Annotated in this window: 17 protein-coding genes; 1 reads left to right on the top strand and 16 read right to left on the bottom strand. The window is 35.5% G+C overall.

Translation table 11 applies throughout. The features are described 5' to 3' along the window. Positions 1-180 precede the first annotated feature (180 nt). Positions 181-1,551 (top strand): phosphomannomutase/phosphoglucomutase, encoded by a 1,371-nt coding sequence (locus J536_RS15345; protein ID WP_032063265.1) that lies wholly within the window; start codon positions 181-183, stop codon positions 1,549-1,551. Between the two features lie 243 nt (positions 1,552-1,794). Here the strand turns inward: J536_RS15345 and pgi are convergent, their stop codons facing one another. From pgi to J536_RS15265, 16 genes are all read right to left on the bottom strand, one after another. Continuing rightward, the gene (pgi, locus tag J536_RS15340) at positions 1,795-3,471 is read right to left on the bottom strand and encodes a glucose-6-phosphate isomerase (RefSeq protein WP_005071823.1); all 1,677 of its coding nucleotides are present in this window, start codon (positions 3,469-3,471) and stop codon (positions 1,795-1,797) included. After that, complete coding sequence (locus tag J536_RS15335) at positions 3,468-4,730, bottom strand: nucleotide sugar dehydrogenase (protein WP_002120822.1); 1,263 nt, start codon at positions 4,728-4,730, stop codon at positions 3,468-3,470. Before J536_RS15335 ends, pgi begins: the two co-directional genes overlap by 4 nt. A 17-nt stretch (positions 4,731-4,747) precedes the next feature. Beyond that, complete coding sequence (gene galU, locus J536_RS15330) at positions 4,748-5,623, bottom strand: UTP--glucose-1-phosphate uridylyltransferase GalU (RefSeq protein WP_032063264.1); 876 nt, start codon at positions 5,621-5,623, stop codon at positions 4,748-4,750. Between the two features lie 29 nt (positions 5,624-5,652). Beyond that, entirely contained in the window at positions 5,653-6,255 is a 603-nt protein-coding gene (locus tag J536_RS15325) for a sugar transferase (protein ID WP_002120766.1), read from the bottom strand. Positions 6,256-6,291: 36 nt separating this feature from the next. Next, a complete protein-coding gene (locus J536_RS15320) occupies positions 6,292-7,095 on the bottom strand; it encodes a glycosyltransferase (protein WP_002120717.1) in 804 nt (267 codons plus the stop codon). Then, positions 7,088-7,990: a glycosyltransferase family 2 protein gene (locus J536_RS15315; protein WP_032063262.1), complete on the bottom strand. Its 903-nt coding sequence runs from the start codon at positions 7,988-7,990 to the stop codon at positions 7,088-7,090. Before J536_RS15315 ends, J536_RS15320 begins: the two co-directional genes overlap by 8 nt. Then, positions 7,983-8,966, bottom strand: coding sequence for an EpsG family protein (locus J536_RS15310; protein WP_002120745.1), 984 nt, complete (start codon positions 8,964-8,966; stop codon positions 7,983-7,985). Before J536_RS15310 ends, J536_RS15315 begins: the two co-directional genes overlap by 8 nt. A 96-nt stretch (positions 8,967-9,062) precedes the next feature. Further along, entirely contained in the window at positions 9,063-10,145 is a 1,083-nt protein-coding gene (locus tag J536_RS15305; protein ID WP_032063260.1) for a glycosyltransferase, read from the bottom strand. Positions 10,146-10,152: 7 nt separating this feature from the next. Then, positions 10,153-10,704 carry a dTDP-4-dehydrorhamnose 3,5-epimerase gene (gene rfbC, locus J536_RS15300; RefSeq protein ID WP_002120810.1) on the bottom strand — a complete coding sequence of 184 codons (552 nt, stop codon included), beginning with the start codon at positions 10,702-10,704 and terminating at the stop codon, positions 10,153-10,155. Further along, complete coding sequence (rfbA, locus tag J536_RS15295; RefSeq protein ID WP_016802687.1) at positions 10,694-11,584, bottom strand: glucose-1-phosphate thymidylyltransferase RfbA; 891 nt, start codon at positions 11,582-11,584, stop codon at positions 10,694-10,696. The genes rfbC and rfbA overlap by 11 nt, the downstream gene beginning before the upstream one ends. After that, positions 11,581-12,474 (bottom strand): dTDP-4-dehydrorhamnose reductase, encoded by an 894-nt coding sequence (gene rfbD, locus J536_RS15290; RefSeq protein WP_017400310.1) that lies wholly within the window; start codon positions 12,472-12,474, stop codon positions 11,581-11,583. The genes rfbA and rfbD overlap by 4 nt, the downstream gene beginning before the upstream one ends. Before the next feature lie 2 nt (positions 12,475-12,476). Then, positions 12,477-13,544: a dTDP-glucose 4,6-dehydratase gene (gene rfbB, locus J536_RS15285; RefSeq protein WP_016802685.1), complete on the bottom strand. Its 1,068-nt coding sequence runs from the start codon at positions 13,542-13,544 to the stop codon at positions 12,477-12,479. A gap of 18 nt (positions 13,545-13,562) precedes the next feature. Continuing rightward, the gene (locus J536_RS15280; protein ID WP_016802684.1) at positions 13,563-14,726 is read right to left on the bottom strand and encodes a nucleotide sugar dehydrogenase; all 1,164 of its coding nucleotides are present in this window, start codon (positions 14,724-14,726) and stop codon (positions 13,563-13,565) included. A 16-nt stretch (positions 14,727-14,742) separates the two neighbouring features. Continuing rightward, entirely contained in the window at positions 14,743-15,990 is a 1,248-nt protein-coding gene (locus tag J536_RS15275; RefSeq protein WP_002120719.1) for an oligosaccharide flippase family protein, read from the bottom strand. Further along, a complete protein-coding gene (locus tag J536_RS15270; protein WP_032063258.1) occupies positions 15,987-16,922 on the bottom strand; it encodes a glycosyltransferase family 2 protein in 936 nt (311 codons plus the stop codon). Before J536_RS15270 ends, J536_RS15275 begins: the two co-directional genes overlap by 4 nt. Before the next feature lie 10 nt (positions 16,923-16,932). After that, entirely contained in the window at positions 16,933-17,793 is an 861-nt protein-coding gene (locus tag J536_RS15265; RefSeq protein ID WP_032014910.1) for a glycosyltransferase family 2 protein, read from the bottom strand. Between the last annotated feature and the right edge of the window lie 3 nt (positions 17,794-17,796).

Below are 17,796 nucleotides of genomic sequence, written 5' to 3'. Positions count from 1 at the left end.
GCTCTTTCTAATTTAGAAATTTTCTTATTAGACTAAAGTCTTAAAAATACTTTCTTATAAACTTAAATATGACTTACAGAAATGAAGTGAAAAATTTGAATATAAAAACTATAAACATACCTATTTGATGATCTATGTATAATGTGCACACAACTCAAACCACTTGTATTGAATTGAATAATGACTACTTTAACGTGTTTTAAAGCTTATGATATCCGAGGTAAACTCGGCACCGAATTGAATGAAGAAATCGCCTATAAAATTGGCCGCGCATATGGACAAATCTATAAACCAAAGACCGTGGTTGTAGGTTGTGATGTTCGTCTAAGCAGTGAATCTTTAAAACAAGCGACCATCCGCGGTTTAAATGATGCGGGTGTGAATGTGCTTGATTTAGGCATGACAGGAACTGAAGAAGTCTATTTCGCCGCTTTCCATTTAGATGTACAAGGTGGTATTGAAGTAACTGCGAGTCATAACCCAATGGACTATAACGGTATGAAATTGGTTCGAGAAAATGCTCGTCCAATTAGTGCTGATACCGGTTTAAAAGAAATTCAGGCTTTAGCAGAAACCAATAACTTTGAAGAAGTTAGTCAAAAAGGTACAACGCAAAGTTATAACATTTTACCTGAGTTCGTTGATCACTTAATCACCTACATTGAACCTGCAAAAATCCGCCCCCTTAAATTGGTGGTAAACGCAGGTAATGGGGCTGCGGGTCATGTCATTGATGCCATTGAAGAAAAATTTAAAACGCTTAACGTACCTATTGAATTTATTAAAATTCACCATGAAGCAGATGGTACTTTCCCAAATGGGATTCCCAACCCAATTTTAATTGAAAACCGTGACAGTACCCGTAATGCTGTAATTGAGCATAAAGCAGATATGGGAATTGCCTGGGACGGCGACTTTGACCGCTGCTTCTTATTTGATGAAAAAGGTCAGTTCATTGAAGGCTACTATATTGTTGGTCTATTGGCTCAAGCTTTCTTGATTAAGCAATCAGGCGAGAAAATTGTGCATGACCCGCGTTTAGTGTGGAACACATTTGATATCGTAGATGAATACAAAGGTGTCGCTGTACAGTCAAAATCTGGTCATGCGTTCATTAAAGATGTGATGCGTGAACACAATGCCGTATATGGTGGTGAAATGAGTGCCCATCACTATTTCCGTGACTTTGCTTACTGTGACAGCGGTATGATTCCGTGGCTACTTACGGTTGCCCTGCTTTCTGAAACAGGACAATCACTTTCAACACTCGTTGAAAATATGATTAACAAGTTTCCTTGTAGCGGTGAAATCAACTTTAAAGTAGCTGATACACAGATTACTATTCAAAAGATTTTTGATTTCTATGCCGATCAAAATCCACAAATTGACCGTACCGATGGTGTAAGCCTCGACTTTGGCGCATGGCGTTTTAACGTCCGTGCTTCAAATACTGAACCGTTATTACGTCTCAATATTGAAAGCCGTGCAGACCGCCAAGCTCAACCTATGCAACATTATGTAAATGAGTTGACTGGGTTAATTCAATCTTAGTTTAAGTCATACAAATAGAATAGGAGGACACTATAGTCCTCCTATTTTTTATCACTTCTAAAACATCCCATAAGTAAGATTAGTGCCATCCAATACATCATGATTCAGGTGCTTATACTATTTTTGATCAACCACAATACAGCCACAAAAAAGGCTTCTCGTCATATTATGAGAAGCCTTTTTAAATAGGTTAGAATATTGATATATCATTTATCATAATAATCCAATATTCATCTTTATTATTTATTCACTTTTCCCTAACAAAATTTTCAACAAACCACGTGTCGAGGCATCAAATGCTGATAAATCGCTTTGCTTACGATTTAAAATTGGTAAAAGCTGATCAGCAATTTGCTTCCCTTTTTCAACTCCCCATTGATCGAATGGGTTAATGTTCCATATCACTGACTGAACAAATACTTTATGTTCATACAGAGCAATGAGCATACCTAAGCTATAAGGGTTAAGCTCTTGAAGTAACAATGTTGAGCTTGGCTGATTACCTTCATACTGTTTGTAAATTGGCAAAGTTTCTAACTCAGCAGTATTCAGCGCCTGATTACCAAATGCAAGTAATCTCGACTGAGCCAAACAGTTGGATAAAGCTAAATGATGCTGCTCAACCAATGCTTCAGCACTATCAGCATATGTAAAATGGTCTGCATTATATCGGTGGATTGGAGCAATAAAATCACAAGTTACCGAGAATGATCCTTGGTGTAATAACTGGTAAAATGCGTGCTGTGCATTTGGACCAACTTCACCCCAAACAATAGGACATGTATCTAATTCAACTTTTTGACCATCACGTTGTACTGATTTACCGTTAGACTCCATTTCAAGCTGCTGCAAATAAGCAGCAAAATATTTCAAACGGCCATCGTAAGGTAAAACTGCATGAGTTTGCATATTTAAGAAATTATTATTCCAGATCCCCAACAATGCCATTAGAACTGGTATATTCCGCTCAAATGGTGCTTGTTGGAAATGTTCATCAACAGCGTGAGCACCAGCTAAAAGCTGTTTAAAACCATCTACACCGATCAATAAAGCAATTGGTAACCCAATACAAGACCATAGTGAGTAACGCCCTCCTACCCAGTCCCACAGCAATAACTGGTTTTCAGGAGCAATTCCCCATTCGGTCATTTTATTAGCTTTGGTCGATACTCCAATAAAATGACTCTTCAATACACGAGTACATTCCCCTAATGCTTTTTCCAACCACTGACGAGCTGTATGTGCATTTGATAACGTGTCAATCGTACCAAATGACTTAGAGGAAATAATAAATAATGTTGTTTCTGGGCGTAGTCTATGTAGCTTTTCAGAAAGCTGGCTACCATCCATTGTTGAAACAAAATGTACATTTAAAGGCTTTTCTGTTTGTACTTTAAAGTCAGACAATGCATGAGTTACCATAAGTGGTCCCAAGTCAGACCCACCTACTCCAATATTTACTACATCCTGAATAACTTCACCAGTGGCACCACGATATTGTCCAGCATGGATTTTTTCAACCAATGCATACATTCGTTCAAGCTGCAAATGAACTTGTTTGGTCAGTTCAGGAAACTGTGCATGTCCCTCTGGTAAACGTAATGCCCAATGCATCGCTGCACGTTGCTCTGTACAGTTTACTTTTTCTTGTGAAAATAAACGTTCAATCCATGGTTTTAATTGCTTGGCATTAGCCAAAGTCACCAACTGATCTAAAACAGTTTGATTTACACGATGTTTACTATAATCAAAAAGAAGTTGATCAAAATGAACGGAATACTTCTGAAAACGTTCTGGCTCCGCAGCAAACAACTCATTTAAGTGAAGATGTTCATACTGTTTCCCTAATAACTTTAACTGTGACATCAGCATTGAGCTTGGCAGCTTTTCTTTTGGGAATTGCTCTATATTTTTACTCATAAACGACCTACTCCTTCATATGCAAAACCTCGGGCCTTGACATATGCAGGGTCATAAATATTACGCCCATCCAAAATGAGTGGATGTTTCATGTTTTGTTGTAACCGTTTAAAATCTGGCCCCCAATATTGCTTCCATGCCGTCACTAAACAAAGCGCATGAGCGCCATTAACTGCATCATATTGATCAGCGCATAATATTAAATCATCACGTTTGCCATATTTTTTTTCAATTTCATTTAACGCTAGTGGGTCATGTAAACGCACTCTTACCCCCTGCGCCCACAATGCCGTTAACAAGACATGAATTGGCGAATTATGTGTACTTGAGGTATTTTCCTTAAAGGCCGCCCCCCAAATTGCAACGGTTTTTCCATTTAAATCACAATGATAATAATTCCATAATTTACGGAATAAAATTTCTTTTTGTTGCTCATTAATTTCCCAAACCTGTTCTAACAATCGACTTTTTATCCCAGTTTTTGATACAGTACTCGATAAAGTCAGAATATCATGAGAAAAGTTTTCGCCACCAAACCCCGCACCAGCGGATAAATACGCTGCACCAATACGTGTATCTGCTGCAATACCATGTTTAACATTGGCAATATCAATACCCAATTTTTCCGCAACTACAGCCAAGTCATTCATATAACTAACGCGCGTTGCCAACATGCCCGAAATGCTCAGCTTGGTAAACTCCGCGTCTAGTATTGGCATAAAAAGATATTGATAACTAAAACGGAAAAACGGTCGTAATAATTCGCGCATAATATCGCATGCATATTCAGTTTCTGCGCCAACGATTACATGTTTTACATTAAGGACACTATTGATAGCATTGCCTTCCTGGATTACATCAGGAAAATACACCCACTCATCTTTTGGTAAATACTGTTTAAGTTTTTGGGTTCCTTGTAAGCCAAAAGTTGAACCATTAATCATTAAACGAGGATGAATAATTGGACGCTGGCTAAGTTTTTCTACTGTATTTAAAGCAAGCTGCAATTGCGTTGGACTATAACAGAATAAATAAACTTCAGCGTCTAACGGAATTGCTGAAAAAGAACATTCTTCTAAAAAACCAGCTTGGCGTTGTTTATCTAAATAGGAATTTACTTCTTTATCTTGAAACGTCAAGATACAAGCTTGTTCCTCACAGGCAGGGCTGGTACACCAAAATACCTGATTACCATACTCAGCCAACAATGCTGCCATTACTCCGGCATGTAAAGTTGCACCAAAAACCGCAATTTTCATTTTATACCTACAATCTCTTATTGTTCTAACTCAGCAATCATCGTTTTAAATGCTTGTCCTAATTGCGGGTGTTCAACACCATAATGCAACACAGCCTTTAAATAGCCCAACTTACTACCACAGTCAAAAGTTTGACCTTGCATACAATAAGCTTCTACATGGTCTGTTTGCTGTAATAAGGCAATCGCATCAGTCAATTGAATTTCATTGCCAGCACCTTTAGGGGTTTGTTCTAAAAGTTGCATAATTTTTGCGGGTAAAATATAGCGCCCAACTACTGACAAATTTGACGGTGCAGTGCCTATAGCAGGCTTTTCTACAATGCCTTGCATGGCGATACTTTCACCAGCAGCAGGTGAATGTGGCACATCGACGATACCATACTGATCAACCAAATGTTCTGGCACAGCTTCAACCATAATTTGGGCAGCATGAACTGTTTCATAACGCTCTATCATACGAGCCAAATCATTTTTTTCAGATTTATTTTTAACCAACACATCAGGTAAAAGTACAGCAAAATCATTATCACCTACTATACTCTTAGCACAGAGTACCGCATGCCCCAAGCCTAAAGGCTTTGGTTGGCGAACACTCACAATACTGACATCTTTAGGTAAAATATCAGTAATTTCTTTAAGCAAATCATATTTTTGTTTTTGTTCTAATGTTGTTTCCAATTCAAAGTCATGGTCAAAATAATCTTCAATGGCAACCTTCGCAGAATGAGTCACAAAAATAATTTGCTTTATACCTGCTTCAACTGCCTCACGTACCACATACTCAATGGCAGGGCGGTCAACAACTGTAACCATTTCTTTGGGAATCGATTTACTCGCTGGTAAAAAACGGGTACCTAAACCCGCAACTGGCAAAACTGCTTTTTTAATCATTGAACTGTTACCAACTATTATTTAAAAACTTAATTATCTCGGGAACCAGTGAAACGACTTGCGCCCACTGCTTGATCCGGTGCGTTAATTCCTTCTTTTTTCAGCATGACTTCTGCTGTTTTAAACATAATTTTAAAATCGAGCCAAAGATTTTGTGTATTCACATACTGCACATCTAGATCGAACTTTTCTTCCCAACTCAAATTATTACGTCCACTTACCTGTGCTAGACCAGTCATACCCGGTCGAACTTCATGACGACGCATCTGCTCTGGTGTGTAATATTCCAAAAAATCTGGCAACTGGGGACGTGGTCCTACAATGCTCATATCGCCTTTAAGCACATTAATCAGCTGAGGCATTTCATCGAGTGTAGTAGAACGTAACTTTTGCCCAAAAGGGGTAATCCGCTCTTCATCTGGTAAAATATTACCTTCTTGATCAACCGCATCCTTCATAGAGCGAAATTTAATCATTTTAAATAATTTACCATCTTTGCCCGGACGTTCTTGTAAGAAAAAGACAGGGGAACCTAAGTTTTTCCTAACTTTATAAATTACAATCAAAAAAACAGGCATTAGAAGAATTAAGGCAGATAGGGCAATAATGATATCTACAAGCCTTTTTAACATCTGAATATACCTACAAATTTCATTTTAAATGCTTCATTATTTAGAAAATTGATTTAAACATTTGGCGTTAAGCCTACTACGCCCCATATCATAAATCCATCCCCATTTATTGAAGTATTGTATCGCGCTTTTTAAGTGTGCTTTAAGTAATTGTTTGTTTTTATATGATGCTTGTTCGTGAACATGCACTACTTGTGCTAATGGATAGTACACTGTACCAAATTGGTCAGCACAACGACGAGATAAATCCACATCTTCCATATACATAAAGAAACGTTCATCAAAACCATTAATTGCTAAAAGTTTTGCCGCATCAAATAACATAAAGCAGCCTGAAAGATAAGGCACAAAATATGGCTGATTAAGTGAATAATCTTTTAACAAATATTGTTGATCAAGCTTTTTGGCAAAAGATGGGGAAAAACGACGGGCAAACAGGTTCAAGGGCGTAGGTATTAACCGCGCACCATGTTGGTCTTCACCAGTATCATAGACAATTTTTGGTAAAAACAAACCTTCAGGTCGGCTTTGAGCAAAGTCTAGCAATTGGGCAAATTGCTCAGCATCAAAGTAAATATCTGGGTTACAAATGAGAAAATAATCGCTTTTTGGCGCATATTTACGAATGGCGACATTATGCCCATAACCAAAACCAAAGTTACCCTCTGATTTTTCATAAACAACTTTAGGATGTTGAAATGTTGCAGCCCAGTTACTTGAATGGTTATCTACCAAAATAACTTTTTCAATGCTTGGAGTGGCAAATAAACTGTCGAGTGTTGCTTTTAACTCAGCATAGCTATGTTTATATAAAACTATCGAAGCAATGACTTTAGACATCTTTATTTTGTCCCATAACCAACCCGTCCTTTAACCCTCTAAAATATGATTTAATATATTGCCATTTGTTTTTTTCAAAACAGATTAGAATAATCTGATGTACACCATTAAAGAGCATTTCTCGAACTACTAACATAGACGGCACATGTGGTTCACGCATCATAAAAAAAGCATTTCGCACCCGAAAATATCGTCTAAATGCAGAATGAACAGGAACATTAAAAAATTTTAGATTTAATACATTATCTCCAATTGTATGGCGCATAACAGCCTGGGCAGAAACAAAGTTCTTGTAGCCTAAATACTCAGCCCGCAAACACCACTCTGTATCAACATAATCAATAAAGTAATAATCACGCATTAAGCCAACAACTTTGAGCGTTTCTACTGAAATTAAAGAACCAGATGAAATGAGTAAGGTAGAATGCAAGGGCTTCGTAATTTGAGATACATCATGTTTTTCTCTAAAACCACTTTTAGTCACACTAATAGTTTTATAGTAGAAATTATAACGGTCATCAATAAACCGTGGACCAATTGCACTAACTTTCTCACCTTGCCCCTGCAAGTATTGATAGTCTGAATATAAGGCCTGGACATAGCCATCGGGAATAGAGCTGTCTTGATCAAAGAATAAAATATAATCAGCACCATTTTCTATTGCAAATTCAATACCTTTATTTTGTGCTGTAGCAATACCATAGTTTTTTTCAAGAAATATACTTTTAGCTTCATGAATATTTTTGAGTTGGGCTGAGTCTACATTTGTAGAACAGTTATCTACAATACAAGGAATCACAGACTGAATTGACAACTGCTTAACTAATTTTTTTACATTCTCCAAAGACGGGTTAAATGTAACAATTATCGCCCAAACGTTAGATAAGCTAGACATTAAATAATACTCTAATAAAATTAATATTCACAACAGGTGGTGAAGATAGGAAATATGTATTAAAGAAATATGGAATCAATACAAAAAATGAAACTAATTTATATATTGAGGCATAAGGAGAATTATAAATCAAACCTAAAGCCAACAAACAGAAAAATAATGAAATATCTGCATATCGGATCGCAATACTAGGATATGTAGATCCGACTATAAAATATAAAACTAATAACATTAAAGAAATAAATGCCATTATAATATTAATATTATTATACTTCTTATCAATATAACAAATAAAAATAACGAAAAGACTACTTAAAAAAATATATAAATTTTTAAAAGAATATGGATTAAAAACTTCACTATAACTATCTACATTATAAACTTCGTAGTTAGATCGAACAATTAATTGACTAAATATATAGACCACCAAACTAGACAATGAAAAGGCCAATATCTTTCTATTAGAAAAAAAATAAAATATAAAATATAAAACTATAACAATTGATGTCCCATAATGACATAATAAGGCCATTAAACAGAACAGAGCCTTAATCCATAACTTATCAACAATAATAAAGGCATATACTAATAAAGATATAGCTAATCCCATACGTATTTGAGTCATTTCCCAAATTGGAAAGAAGACAACTAGATACATAAAAAGCATATATAAAAATGACAAAAATGATTTCTTATAAAAAAAATCATAAAATGCTCTAATTTTTAGTAATAGACCAAAAAAAGCAAAAAAACCAAGCATCCAAATAAAGCCATTATTAATATAATGAAATATATTTGAAGCTATTTTAAAAACAGGTTCAACATTTTGATGCCCATATGAATAATAATCTAGATATGTATAATAATCACTATCAACATTTGGCCCTCTATTTGCAACCACAATTGAAAGCAATAAAATACCTATTGCAATAAAAAAGAAAAAGAAATTTCTTTTCTTTAGAATAAGACCATTCATAACTCACACCAATATTAATATTTCATTTCTTCATATCATTATATTTTCTCTAACCAATATAATCAGGAAAAAATATATCTTAAAAAAACAAAAAATTTACTTAAGCTTAGACAATAAAATTCCTATTTGGCTCTTCCATAGAAATCTGTCAGAGAATTTAACTATATTTTGACGGTTAAAATCACTTTCACCAAGCCATTGTATAATTTCAGGAATATCAATTATATCTTCACTTGCTGGAACCTTATAAACGAATGCACTTTCCTCAAGGTCATCATCAATTTCTGAAAAAATAACTGGCAGACCTTTCGCAATATATTCTCTATTCTTCAAGGAATTCAAATAATAAATATTACTTCTATGGCGCCCTAAACTTCCTACACCAATATGGCTCATAGCATATATAGCTTTTAACTCCTCCCCACTTTTATGCCCATGAAAAGTTACTTTATCTTTTAAGCCATATTCATCCACCATATTCTGAAGAGATGATGAAACTTCATTTTCTCCTCCCACGATATGGAAATGCAGATTAGTTCCATTATAATTTTTTAATGCGAGGATAAAACGGTCTATCCCATGCCAAAAGCTAATCGAAGATACACTAATAAAATGAATTACATCTCTACTTGGTTCTTCAAAATATATTTGCTCTGAAGCATCAATACCATTAGATATTTTTATACAATCAATACCATATATTTTTTTATCACTCGAAAATGTAACTATTTTATCTATATATTTTCTTAAACTTTTTGTTACCAGTAAGTTTTCTATCCAAAACCCTACCTTTGCCCTTGAAGTTAATAATTCACCATAATATGGATAAGTTGGTAATTCCAAGATAATATATTTAAATTTTGGACGGATTTTCTTGAGAAAAGATAAAAAATATGGAGTGAAATAGAACTTCCTAATATAAAGTATTTCATATTCAGGTTGAGTAGATAGATATCTCTCAACACTTTGAAGTATTTCTTTAGTTCTTTTAAAAACTCCTTCTTCTGTAAGAAAGAATTTTTGCGCATGAATTGTATATTCTGTATTAGAACATCCAGCTAACTCTGTAACATAACCATTTTGCTCAAAAGCTTTCACTTGGGCATTAATTTTCTTGGCCAATCCATCACTAGGATTAGCCAAGTCAACAGTATTAGTTAAGAAAAATAATTTCTTCATTCTTGCCTTATTTTATAAACAAAGATGCGACTTGATCTTTATCACTCACCAATACTTCATCAACTTCCGCCAAAGGCCATTCAATTGCAAGTGTTGGGTCATTCCAAATAATGGCCCCTTCACTTTCTTTATTGTAGTAGTTTGTGGTTTTATACAAGAACTGGGTATTGTCTTCTAAAGAGATAAAACCATGGGCAAATCCTTCAGGAATCCAAAACATAGTTTTGTTTTCTGCACTGAGTTCTACCCCAACCCATTCGCCATAGGTTTTTGAGTCTGGGCGAATATCTACAGCCACATCCCAAACGCGACCTTGTACAACACGCACCAGTTTTCCTTGTCCATAGGGTGCATTTTGATAGTGTAAACCACGCAACACACCTTTTTGTGACAATGAATGGTTATCTTGTACAAAAGTTGGAACTGGTAAATTTAAATCTTCAAGTGCTTGAGCAAAACGTTGTTGATTAAAACTTTCCATAAACCAACCACGGTCATCACCAAAAACACTTGGGTGAAGAATCAAAAGCCCTTCAATTTTAGTCGTTTCAACCTTCATTTGATTCTTCCCAAACTTTTTTCAAATATTGACCATATTCGGTTTTTTTCAATGCTTCTGCACTATCTAAAAGCTGTTCTTTACTAATCCAGCCTTGGTGGAAGCCAATTTCTTCCAAACATGCCACTTTGAAGGACTGACGCTTTTCAATGGTATAAATGAAATGGCCAGCTTCAAGCAAAGATTCATGTGTGCCTGTATCTAACCATGCAAAACCACGACCAAGTAATTCAACGTTAAGTGAGCCGTCTTGTAAGTAAGCGTTGTTAATGTCAGTAATTTCCAGCTCACCACGTGCAGAAGGTTTCACCTGTTTTGCAAACTCAACGACACGGTTATCGTAGAAATATAAGCCTGTTACTGCATAAGGCGATTTTGGTTGGGTTGGCTTTTCTTCTATACTTAGCACTTTGCCAGCCTTATCAAACTCAACAACACCAAAACGCTCAGGATCTGTCACATGATAACCAAATACCGTTGCTCCATGCTCACGTGCAGAAGCAGCCTCTAATTGATGACTAAAGTGCTGACCATGGTAAATATTATCTCCCAAGATCAAGCAAACATTGTCTTGACCAATAAACTCTTCACCAATTAAGAAAGCTTGAGCCAAACCATCTGGAGAAGGTTGCACTTTATAGCTGAGTTCAATACCAAATTGCGAACCATCACCCAAAAGTTTTTCAAAGTTTGGTAAGTCTTCCGGAGTTGAAATAATCAATACTTCACGAATACCCGCAAGCATTAATACTGAAAGCGGATAGTAAATCATTGGTTTATCATAAATCGGCAAAAGCTGTTTTGACACACCTTTAGTAATTGGGTGCAAGCGTGTACCTGAACCGCCCGCTAAAATAATACCTTTACGTTTTAAGCTCATTTGTTTAAAAGCTCCATTAATGCGCGTTTAACACCTTCTTGCCAGACTGGTAGAGTCAATCCAAAAGTGCGTTGTATTTTCTGATTATCTAATCGTGAATTGTGTGGTCGTGTTGCAGGCGTTGGGTAAGCACTTGTTGGGATCGGGTTAACCTTTTGTATCGCCAACTCTTGCCCCAAAGTACGGGCTTGTGCAAATGCATAGTTTGCGTAGCCAAACCAAGAAGTCTCACCACTTGCTACTAAGTGATAAATACCAACTTTGTTTGCGTCTGCCACAGTTTGTGGAATAGCCTGCGCAGTGATGTCAGCAATCAATTCAGCTGAAGTTGGTGCACCAATCTGATCATCAATAATTGACAATTCTTCGCGTTGTTGAGCTAGGCTCAACATAGTTTTCAAGAAGTTTTTCGCTCTTGAAGCATATACCCACGAAGTTCTGAATATTAAATAGCGACAGCCACTATCAACAATCGCTTGCTCACCCAAAGCCTTGGTTTTCCCATAAATATTTAATGGTGCAATTGCATCAGTTTCCACAAAGGCTGTTGTTCCCATACCTTCAAAAACATAGTCTGTTGAGTAATGCACCAATAAAGCATTCGTTTTCAAACAGGCTTCAGCTGCAGCTTTTACAGTTTGATGATTGACGATATCAGCTTGTTCTTGCTCAGTTTCCGCCAAATCGACAGCCGTATAAGCAGAAGCATTGACTACCACATCTGGTTGTACTGCCAAAATCGTGTCATAAATCGCCTGTGGTTGGGTCATATCACCAGACAAGCCATCTAAACCATGGCGGTCTAAAGCAATGATATCTCCTAAAGGTGCAAGAGCGCGTTGCAGCTCCCACCCCACTTGTCCATTTTTGCCAAGCAATAAGATTTTCATAGTTATCCTTGATATTGCTTGTTTAACCAAGACTGGTATTCACCACTTTGTACGTGCTCAACCCACTCTTTGTTATTTAAATACCATTCAACTGTTTTACGTAAACCAGTTTCAAATGACTCTTCCGGTACCCAGTTGAGTTCGTCTTTGATTTTGGTTGCATCAATTGCATAACGCACGTCATGGCCTGGACGGTCTTTTACATACGTAATCAGATCTTTATACTGTGCTACACCTTCCGGTTTGTTTGGTGCAAGCTCTTCAAGTAGATCACAAATTGCATATACAACATCAAGGTTAGCTTTTTCGTTATGCCCACCAATGTTGTATGTTTCACCTACCACACCTTGACTCACTACCGTATAAAGCGCACGCGCATGGTCTTCTACAAATAACCAGTCACGAATTTGCTGACCATTTCCATAAACTGGTAATGGTTTTGCTTGTAACGCATTTAAGATCATTAGTGGAATAAGCTTTTCAGGAAAATGAAATGGGCCATAATTATTTGAGCAGTTAGTCACTAATACAGGTAAACCATAAGTACGATTCCATGCACGTACCAAATGGTCTGAACTTGCTTTACTTGCTGAATATGGTGAGCTTGGTGAATACGATGTAGTTTCGGTAAATAAATCCGTTGTGCCTTCTAGGTCACCATAAACTTCATCAGTTGAAATATGGTGAAAACGGAAAGCTGCTTTCTTTTCATCACTTAGACCTAACCAATAAGCACGGCTAGCTTCTAATATTTGATAAGTACCAATCACATTGGTTTCAATAAACGCATAAGGACCGGTAATAGAACGGTCTACATGTGACTCTGCCGCAAGATGCATAACTGCATCTGGCTGGAATGTCTTAAATAACTTATCTAAAGCAGCTCGATCACAAATGTCTGTTTGAGAAAACTGATAACGTGGATTATCTGCCACAGAAATTAAAGATTCTAAATTTCCTGCATAAGTCAGTTTATCAACATTTAATACTTCATTTTCTGTATTTTGGATAATATGACGAACAACCGCTGAACCAATAAAACCAGCGCCACCAGTAATTAAAATTTTCATACAACTACCTAAGTATAATTAATTTTCACCAAATAAATCACGAGTATAAACTTTGTCAATGACGTCTTCGAGCTCACTCACCATACGGTTTGCAATAATCACATCCGACTCTTGTTTAAAACTGTCAAAATTGGTCAAAACACGTGAGTTAAAAAATGTTGACTCATTTAAACTTGGCTCAAACACGACGACTTCAACACCTTTGGCTTTCAGGCGCTTCATCACACCTTGAATTGCAGATTGTCTAAAGTTATCTGAACCTTGTTTCATTACTAAACGATACACACCAACCACTTTGGGTTTTCTTGCCAGAATTTGCTCGGCAATAAAATCTTTTCGTGTTGTATTTGACTGGATAATTGCTCCGATCAAATTTTGCGGGACATCTTGATAATTGGCTAGCAATTGCTTTGTGTCTTTTGGTAAACAGTATCCACCATAACCAAATGACGGATTGTTATAGTGCGCTCCAATACGTGGATCTAAACCTACAGCCTGAATAATATCTTTTGAGTTTAGTCCACGTGATGCACAATATGAGTCTAACTCATTAAAATAAGCAACACGCATTGCCAAATAAGTATTTGAGAAAAGCTTTACAGCTTCTGCTTCCGTTGCATCCATTTGTAGTACATCTACGTCAGGCCTTAAACTAGCATTTTTAAATAATTTTCCAACTAATGCACCAACCTCTGAGGTATTACCTACCACAATCCGTGAGGGATGCAAGTTGTCGTACAATGCCTTGCCTTCACGCAAAAATTCCGGAGAAAAAACAATTTTTAAGACCGGAAAAGTCTCCTTCATACGCTCAGTAAAACCGACAGGAATTGTAGACTTCACCACAATAATCGCATCGCTTTTTAATTGGTTTAAATCTTCAAGCACAGATTCAATCGAACTCGTATCGAAATAATTGCTTGCTTCATCGTAATTGGTTGGTGTGGCAATAATAATGACTTCCGCATCTACATATGCAGAATTTTTATCTAATGTTGCTTTAAAGTTTGAATTATCAATCAAATATTCTTGAATAAGGTCATCATGAATAGGAGATATGCCTTGATTAAGTTTATCAATTTTTGTGGCATCAATATCGAGGGCAGTTACTTCATGTTGTTTAGAAAACAGCATCGCATTCGATAAGCCCACGTAACCTGTACCAACTACTGTTATTTTCATAAAATAACCTTTACATTTACGTTAAAATTTTTGAAAAATATTTTCTTACATATATGAAAAATGACAGTGTAAGAATTGTTTCTGTCAGCAAAATAGCACTGGCAACTCCATAAACATGCAAATATTTGACAAAGAAATAGAAATAACTGAAGTGAAAAAATAATCCTAACAGGTAATATTTTTTTAAAATTCTGCTATTTTCTGTTGGAATAATAATTAAATTAACAAGTACCATCGCCATAGACACAACAAATTGCGTCATAATCATAATACTTAATAAACTTGTGATTTTATATTCTGGTCCAAATAAAAAACTATAAATATATTTACCAATCAATAGATTGCCGACAAAGGCCACAATACTAATGCCTGCAAAAAAGATAGCAACTTTCTTTGCATTTTGAATTAACTCTTGATATTTTTTTTCATGGCTCAAAATACACATTCGACTATAATAAGCCTGTGTAACCGGAGTAAAAAGCTGTTTAATAACTACCGCCAACTTATCAGCCATAGCATACAACCCTAAAAAAGCATCACCAAAACAGAATTTCACGACTATAGGATTTAAATAGGTAAATCCCAAAGTAAAAAGTGATGCAGTAAAGTTGTGATAGCTGTCCTCTGACAGTTGTTTCATTTTATAGATAGAAAGAGATTTAAACCGAAAAGTTACTATATTTTTTCGATAAAAATAGATAATTGCTGCCAAACCAATTGAAAAACTAATTGCAACTTGAATTATCACTGCAAGCAACACATCACTTTTTTGATGAATTAACCAAAAAATTAACCCAACTGAGACAACCCGGCCAATAACAGAAAAGAAAGCTAAAACTGAGTTACGCCCAAGTCCTTGAAAAACCCATCCAGAAAGTAAAATTGTGCTAAAAGCTGAAAGAATACCTACAAATAATAAGGTTGCATCCATATGAGACAAAGGTAACAGTAACACCCCTATCCCGCCCAATACAGATACAATTAAAAAAATCAAAAACTTTGCACTTTGTACATTACTATAAAGTTCATCCATTTTTGATTTATTATCAAGACTGATACTCATTTTCTGCGCTGCTGACATATTGAAACCAAAGTCAATAAAAAAAGCAGCGAGAAAACTTACCGTTTGATAAAAGCTAACTTGTCCAAATCCTACTAGTCCTAGAATATTCGCTAGATAGGAAAATGACACCAATGGAATAACCATATTGGCAATTTGAATAATATATAAATAAAAAACTTCTTTATTTATTGTCTTACTCATAACAGACACCAAACCACAAAACTAAGTAACCGATCTTCGCCTGTTACAGTCTTGCTAAAGATTTGGAGTCTATTCGAAAATGAAAGATGACCTTGCAATAGATCAACAAAAGCTTTTTGATCCAACGAAAGCTCCATTCTCTGCATCTCTCTTTGTTGAATATATGGTAAGAAACTTCTTCTTATCATATCTACTTTTAACAATATTGTTTTATATAAACTTGCCATACGGATCTTATGTATTAAAGTAGGCTTTTCCATGCCTACAACACCTACAGTATTATTCCCATGTTGGCGATATTGAATTAAGCTTTCATCTAAATAAACAATTCTTCCCTCAAAAGCTGCAATTAGAATAATCCACCAATCATGCATCCTGAATTCTTGAGGGATAGGTTCAAATATTTGCTTTAATGAGCGATTAAACATCATGGCACAACCAGGCACATGATTGCTCAACAAAAAATCAAATGGCGTAGAACATAAATGACTTTTTGATGAAACCGCAAAATAAGAAGGTGAAAGTATGTGTAGTTTTTCATCAACAATTTGTAAATCTGAAAAAACTAATGTTGGTCTTTTTTCCACTCCCTCTTCAAATTGTAGCTTACCTAACATTTTCTCAAGTTTGGTAGGAATCCAAAAATCATCCTGATCACACAACGCAATATATGAATTTTGACAGTAAGAAAGTGTCCGAATAAAATTCCTTGAGGCCCCATTACCCCCAGTTTTTTCATGAATTTCTAGTTTGCCTTTTTTAAATAAAGAATGTGCTTCACAAATAGCTATTGTTTGATCTTTTGAACCGTCATCGCAAACATGCACAATAAAATTTTGATAAGTCTGTTGATCAAGAGAATCCAATAGCTCTGTAATATATTTTTCTCCATTGTATGTAGCTAATGCAATATCAATCCTATCTTCTAACATTTTGGAGACCTCAATCATGCAATACTTTACTTATACAGCGTGGATGGGCGCCATTAAATGCAGTACGTAAAACAAGTAATGCATCATTCATTTTTCCACCCAATATTTTTTTGAAAAATAACTTTAAAATTCGTAATTCAGCATAAGAGTAATAATATTTCAGAGTCAGTACTAAATCATATAACCTTTCTTTCTCACGCCATTCACTTATTTCTTTTTCAGCACGTGATAAAGAATGATTGATATAGCTACGAGAAGATATATTAAAAACCTTACTTTTTTGCTCGATACAATTAATCTTTCTAAAAAAACTAAAATCCACACCATAGAGAGCAAAGTGTGAATCGAACAACTCCATTTTGTTTTCTATAAAATATAGTTTTACACCTTTAGAAATTACCAAACCTGAACCTATAGAGAATATTTCTTTTGCATTAGAAATGATCCCATCTTTTTGCTCTATCGCCCCATTTACCAAGGGGTAATATTGCACGTTATCGCTCATAGAAATGATTTTCGGCAACTCAATATCAATATCCTGTGCTGTAAATAGTATGTTCTGATACTCAATATTAATTTCCGTATCATCATCAAATAAGACATAATAATCAGCGTCATATTGCTGGATAAAATCGTTATAAATCCAACTCAAAGGCTTATTTTGCACCTGATTTTCTAAAACAACATGGTGGTGTTTTTGTACCAATGCAGACAACACTGCACTATTTTCATCTATTACTGTAGGACCATTATTTACAATAAGTAAATAATCCAATTTTCGCTCAAAACCTAGCAAGCTTTGTATAGTCAAAGCATCTTCTAATGCTTTACCATACACAATGACTACCAACGCAATTTTATTATTATTCATATC

The organism is Acinetobacter sp. 809848, assembly GCF_000581275.1.
GTDB classification, from domain to species: Bacteria; Pseudomonadota; Gammaproteobacteria; order Pseudomonadales; family Moraxellaceae; genus Acinetobacter; species Acinetobacter pittii.
Note: the sequence above shows the minus strand (reverse complement) of the source record. Positions and strands in the feature narration are given on the sequence as shown.

What these genes read in the sequence shown, in the direction of transcription:
- J536_RS15345 (WP_032063265.1), top strand. Translation starts at nt 181, where the DNA reads ATGACTACTTTAACGTGTTTTAAAGCTTATGATATCCGAGGTAAACTC.
- pgi (WP_005071823.1), bottom strand. Translation starts at nt 3,471, where the DNA reads ATGAGTAAAAATATAGAGCAATTCCCAAAAGAAAAGCTGCCAAGCTCA.
- J536_RS15335 (WP_002120822.1), bottom strand. Translation starts at nt 4,730, where the DNA reads ATGAAAATTGCGGTTTTTGGTGCAACTTTACATGCCGGAGTAATGGCA.
- galU (WP_032063264.1), bottom strand. Translation starts at nt 5,623, where the DNA reads ATGATTAAAAAAGCAGTTTTGCCAGTTGCGGGTTTAGGTACCCGTTTT.
- J536_RS15325 (WP_002120766.1), bottom strand. Translation starts at nt 6,255, where the DNA reads ATGTTAAAAAGGCTTGTAGATATCATTATTGCCCTATCTGCCTTAATT.
- J536_RS15320 (WP_002120717.1), bottom strand. Translation starts at nt 7,095, where the DNA reads ATGTCTAAAGTCATTGCTTCGATAGTTTTATATAAACATAGCTATGCT.
- J536_RS15315 (WP_032063262.1), bottom strand. Translation starts at nt 7,990, where the DNA reads ATGTCTAGCTTATCTAACGTTTGGGCGATAATTGTTACATTTAACCCG.
- J536_RS15310 (WP_002120745.1), bottom strand. Translation starts at nt 8,966, where the DNA reads ATGAATGGTCTTATTCTAAAGAAAAGAAATTTCTTTTTCTTTTTTATT.
- J536_RS15305 (WP_032063260.1), bottom strand. Translation starts at nt 10,145, where the DNA reads ATGAAGAAATTATTTTTCTTAACTAATACTGTTGACTTGGCTAATCCT.
- rfbC (WP_002120810.1), bottom strand. Translation starts at nt 10,704, where the DNA reads ATGAAGGTTGAAACGACTAAAATTGAAGGGCTTTTGATTCTTCACCCA.
- rfbA (WP_016802687.1), bottom strand. Translation starts at nt 11,584, where the DNA reads ATGAGCTTAAAACGTAAAGGTATTATTTTAGCGGGCGGTTCAGGTACA.
- rfbD (WP_017400310.1), bottom strand. Translation starts at nt 12,474, where the DNA reads ATGAAAATCTTATTGCTTGGCAAAAATGGACAAGTGGGGTGGGAGCTG.
- rfbB (WP_016802685.1), bottom strand. Translation starts at nt 13,544, where the DNA reads ATGAAAATTTTAATTACTGGTGGCGCTGGTTTTATTGGTTCAGCGGTT.
- J536_RS15280 (WP_016802684.1), bottom strand. Translation starts at nt 14,726, where the DNA reads ATGAAAATAACAGTAGTTGGTACAGGTTACGTGGGCTTATCGAATGCG.
- J536_RS15275 (WP_002120719.1), bottom strand. Translation starts at nt 15,990, where the DNA reads ATGAGTAAGACAATAAATAAAGAAGTTTTTTATTTATATATTATTCAA.
- J536_RS15270 (WP_032063258.1), bottom strand. Translation starts at nt 16,922, where the DNA reads ATGTTAGAAGATAGGATTGATATTGCATTAGCTACATACAATGGAGAA.
- J536_RS15265 (WP_032014910.1), bottom strand. Translation starts at nt 17,793, where the DNA reads ATGAATAATAATAAAATTGCGTTGGTAGTCATTGTGTATGGTAAAGCA.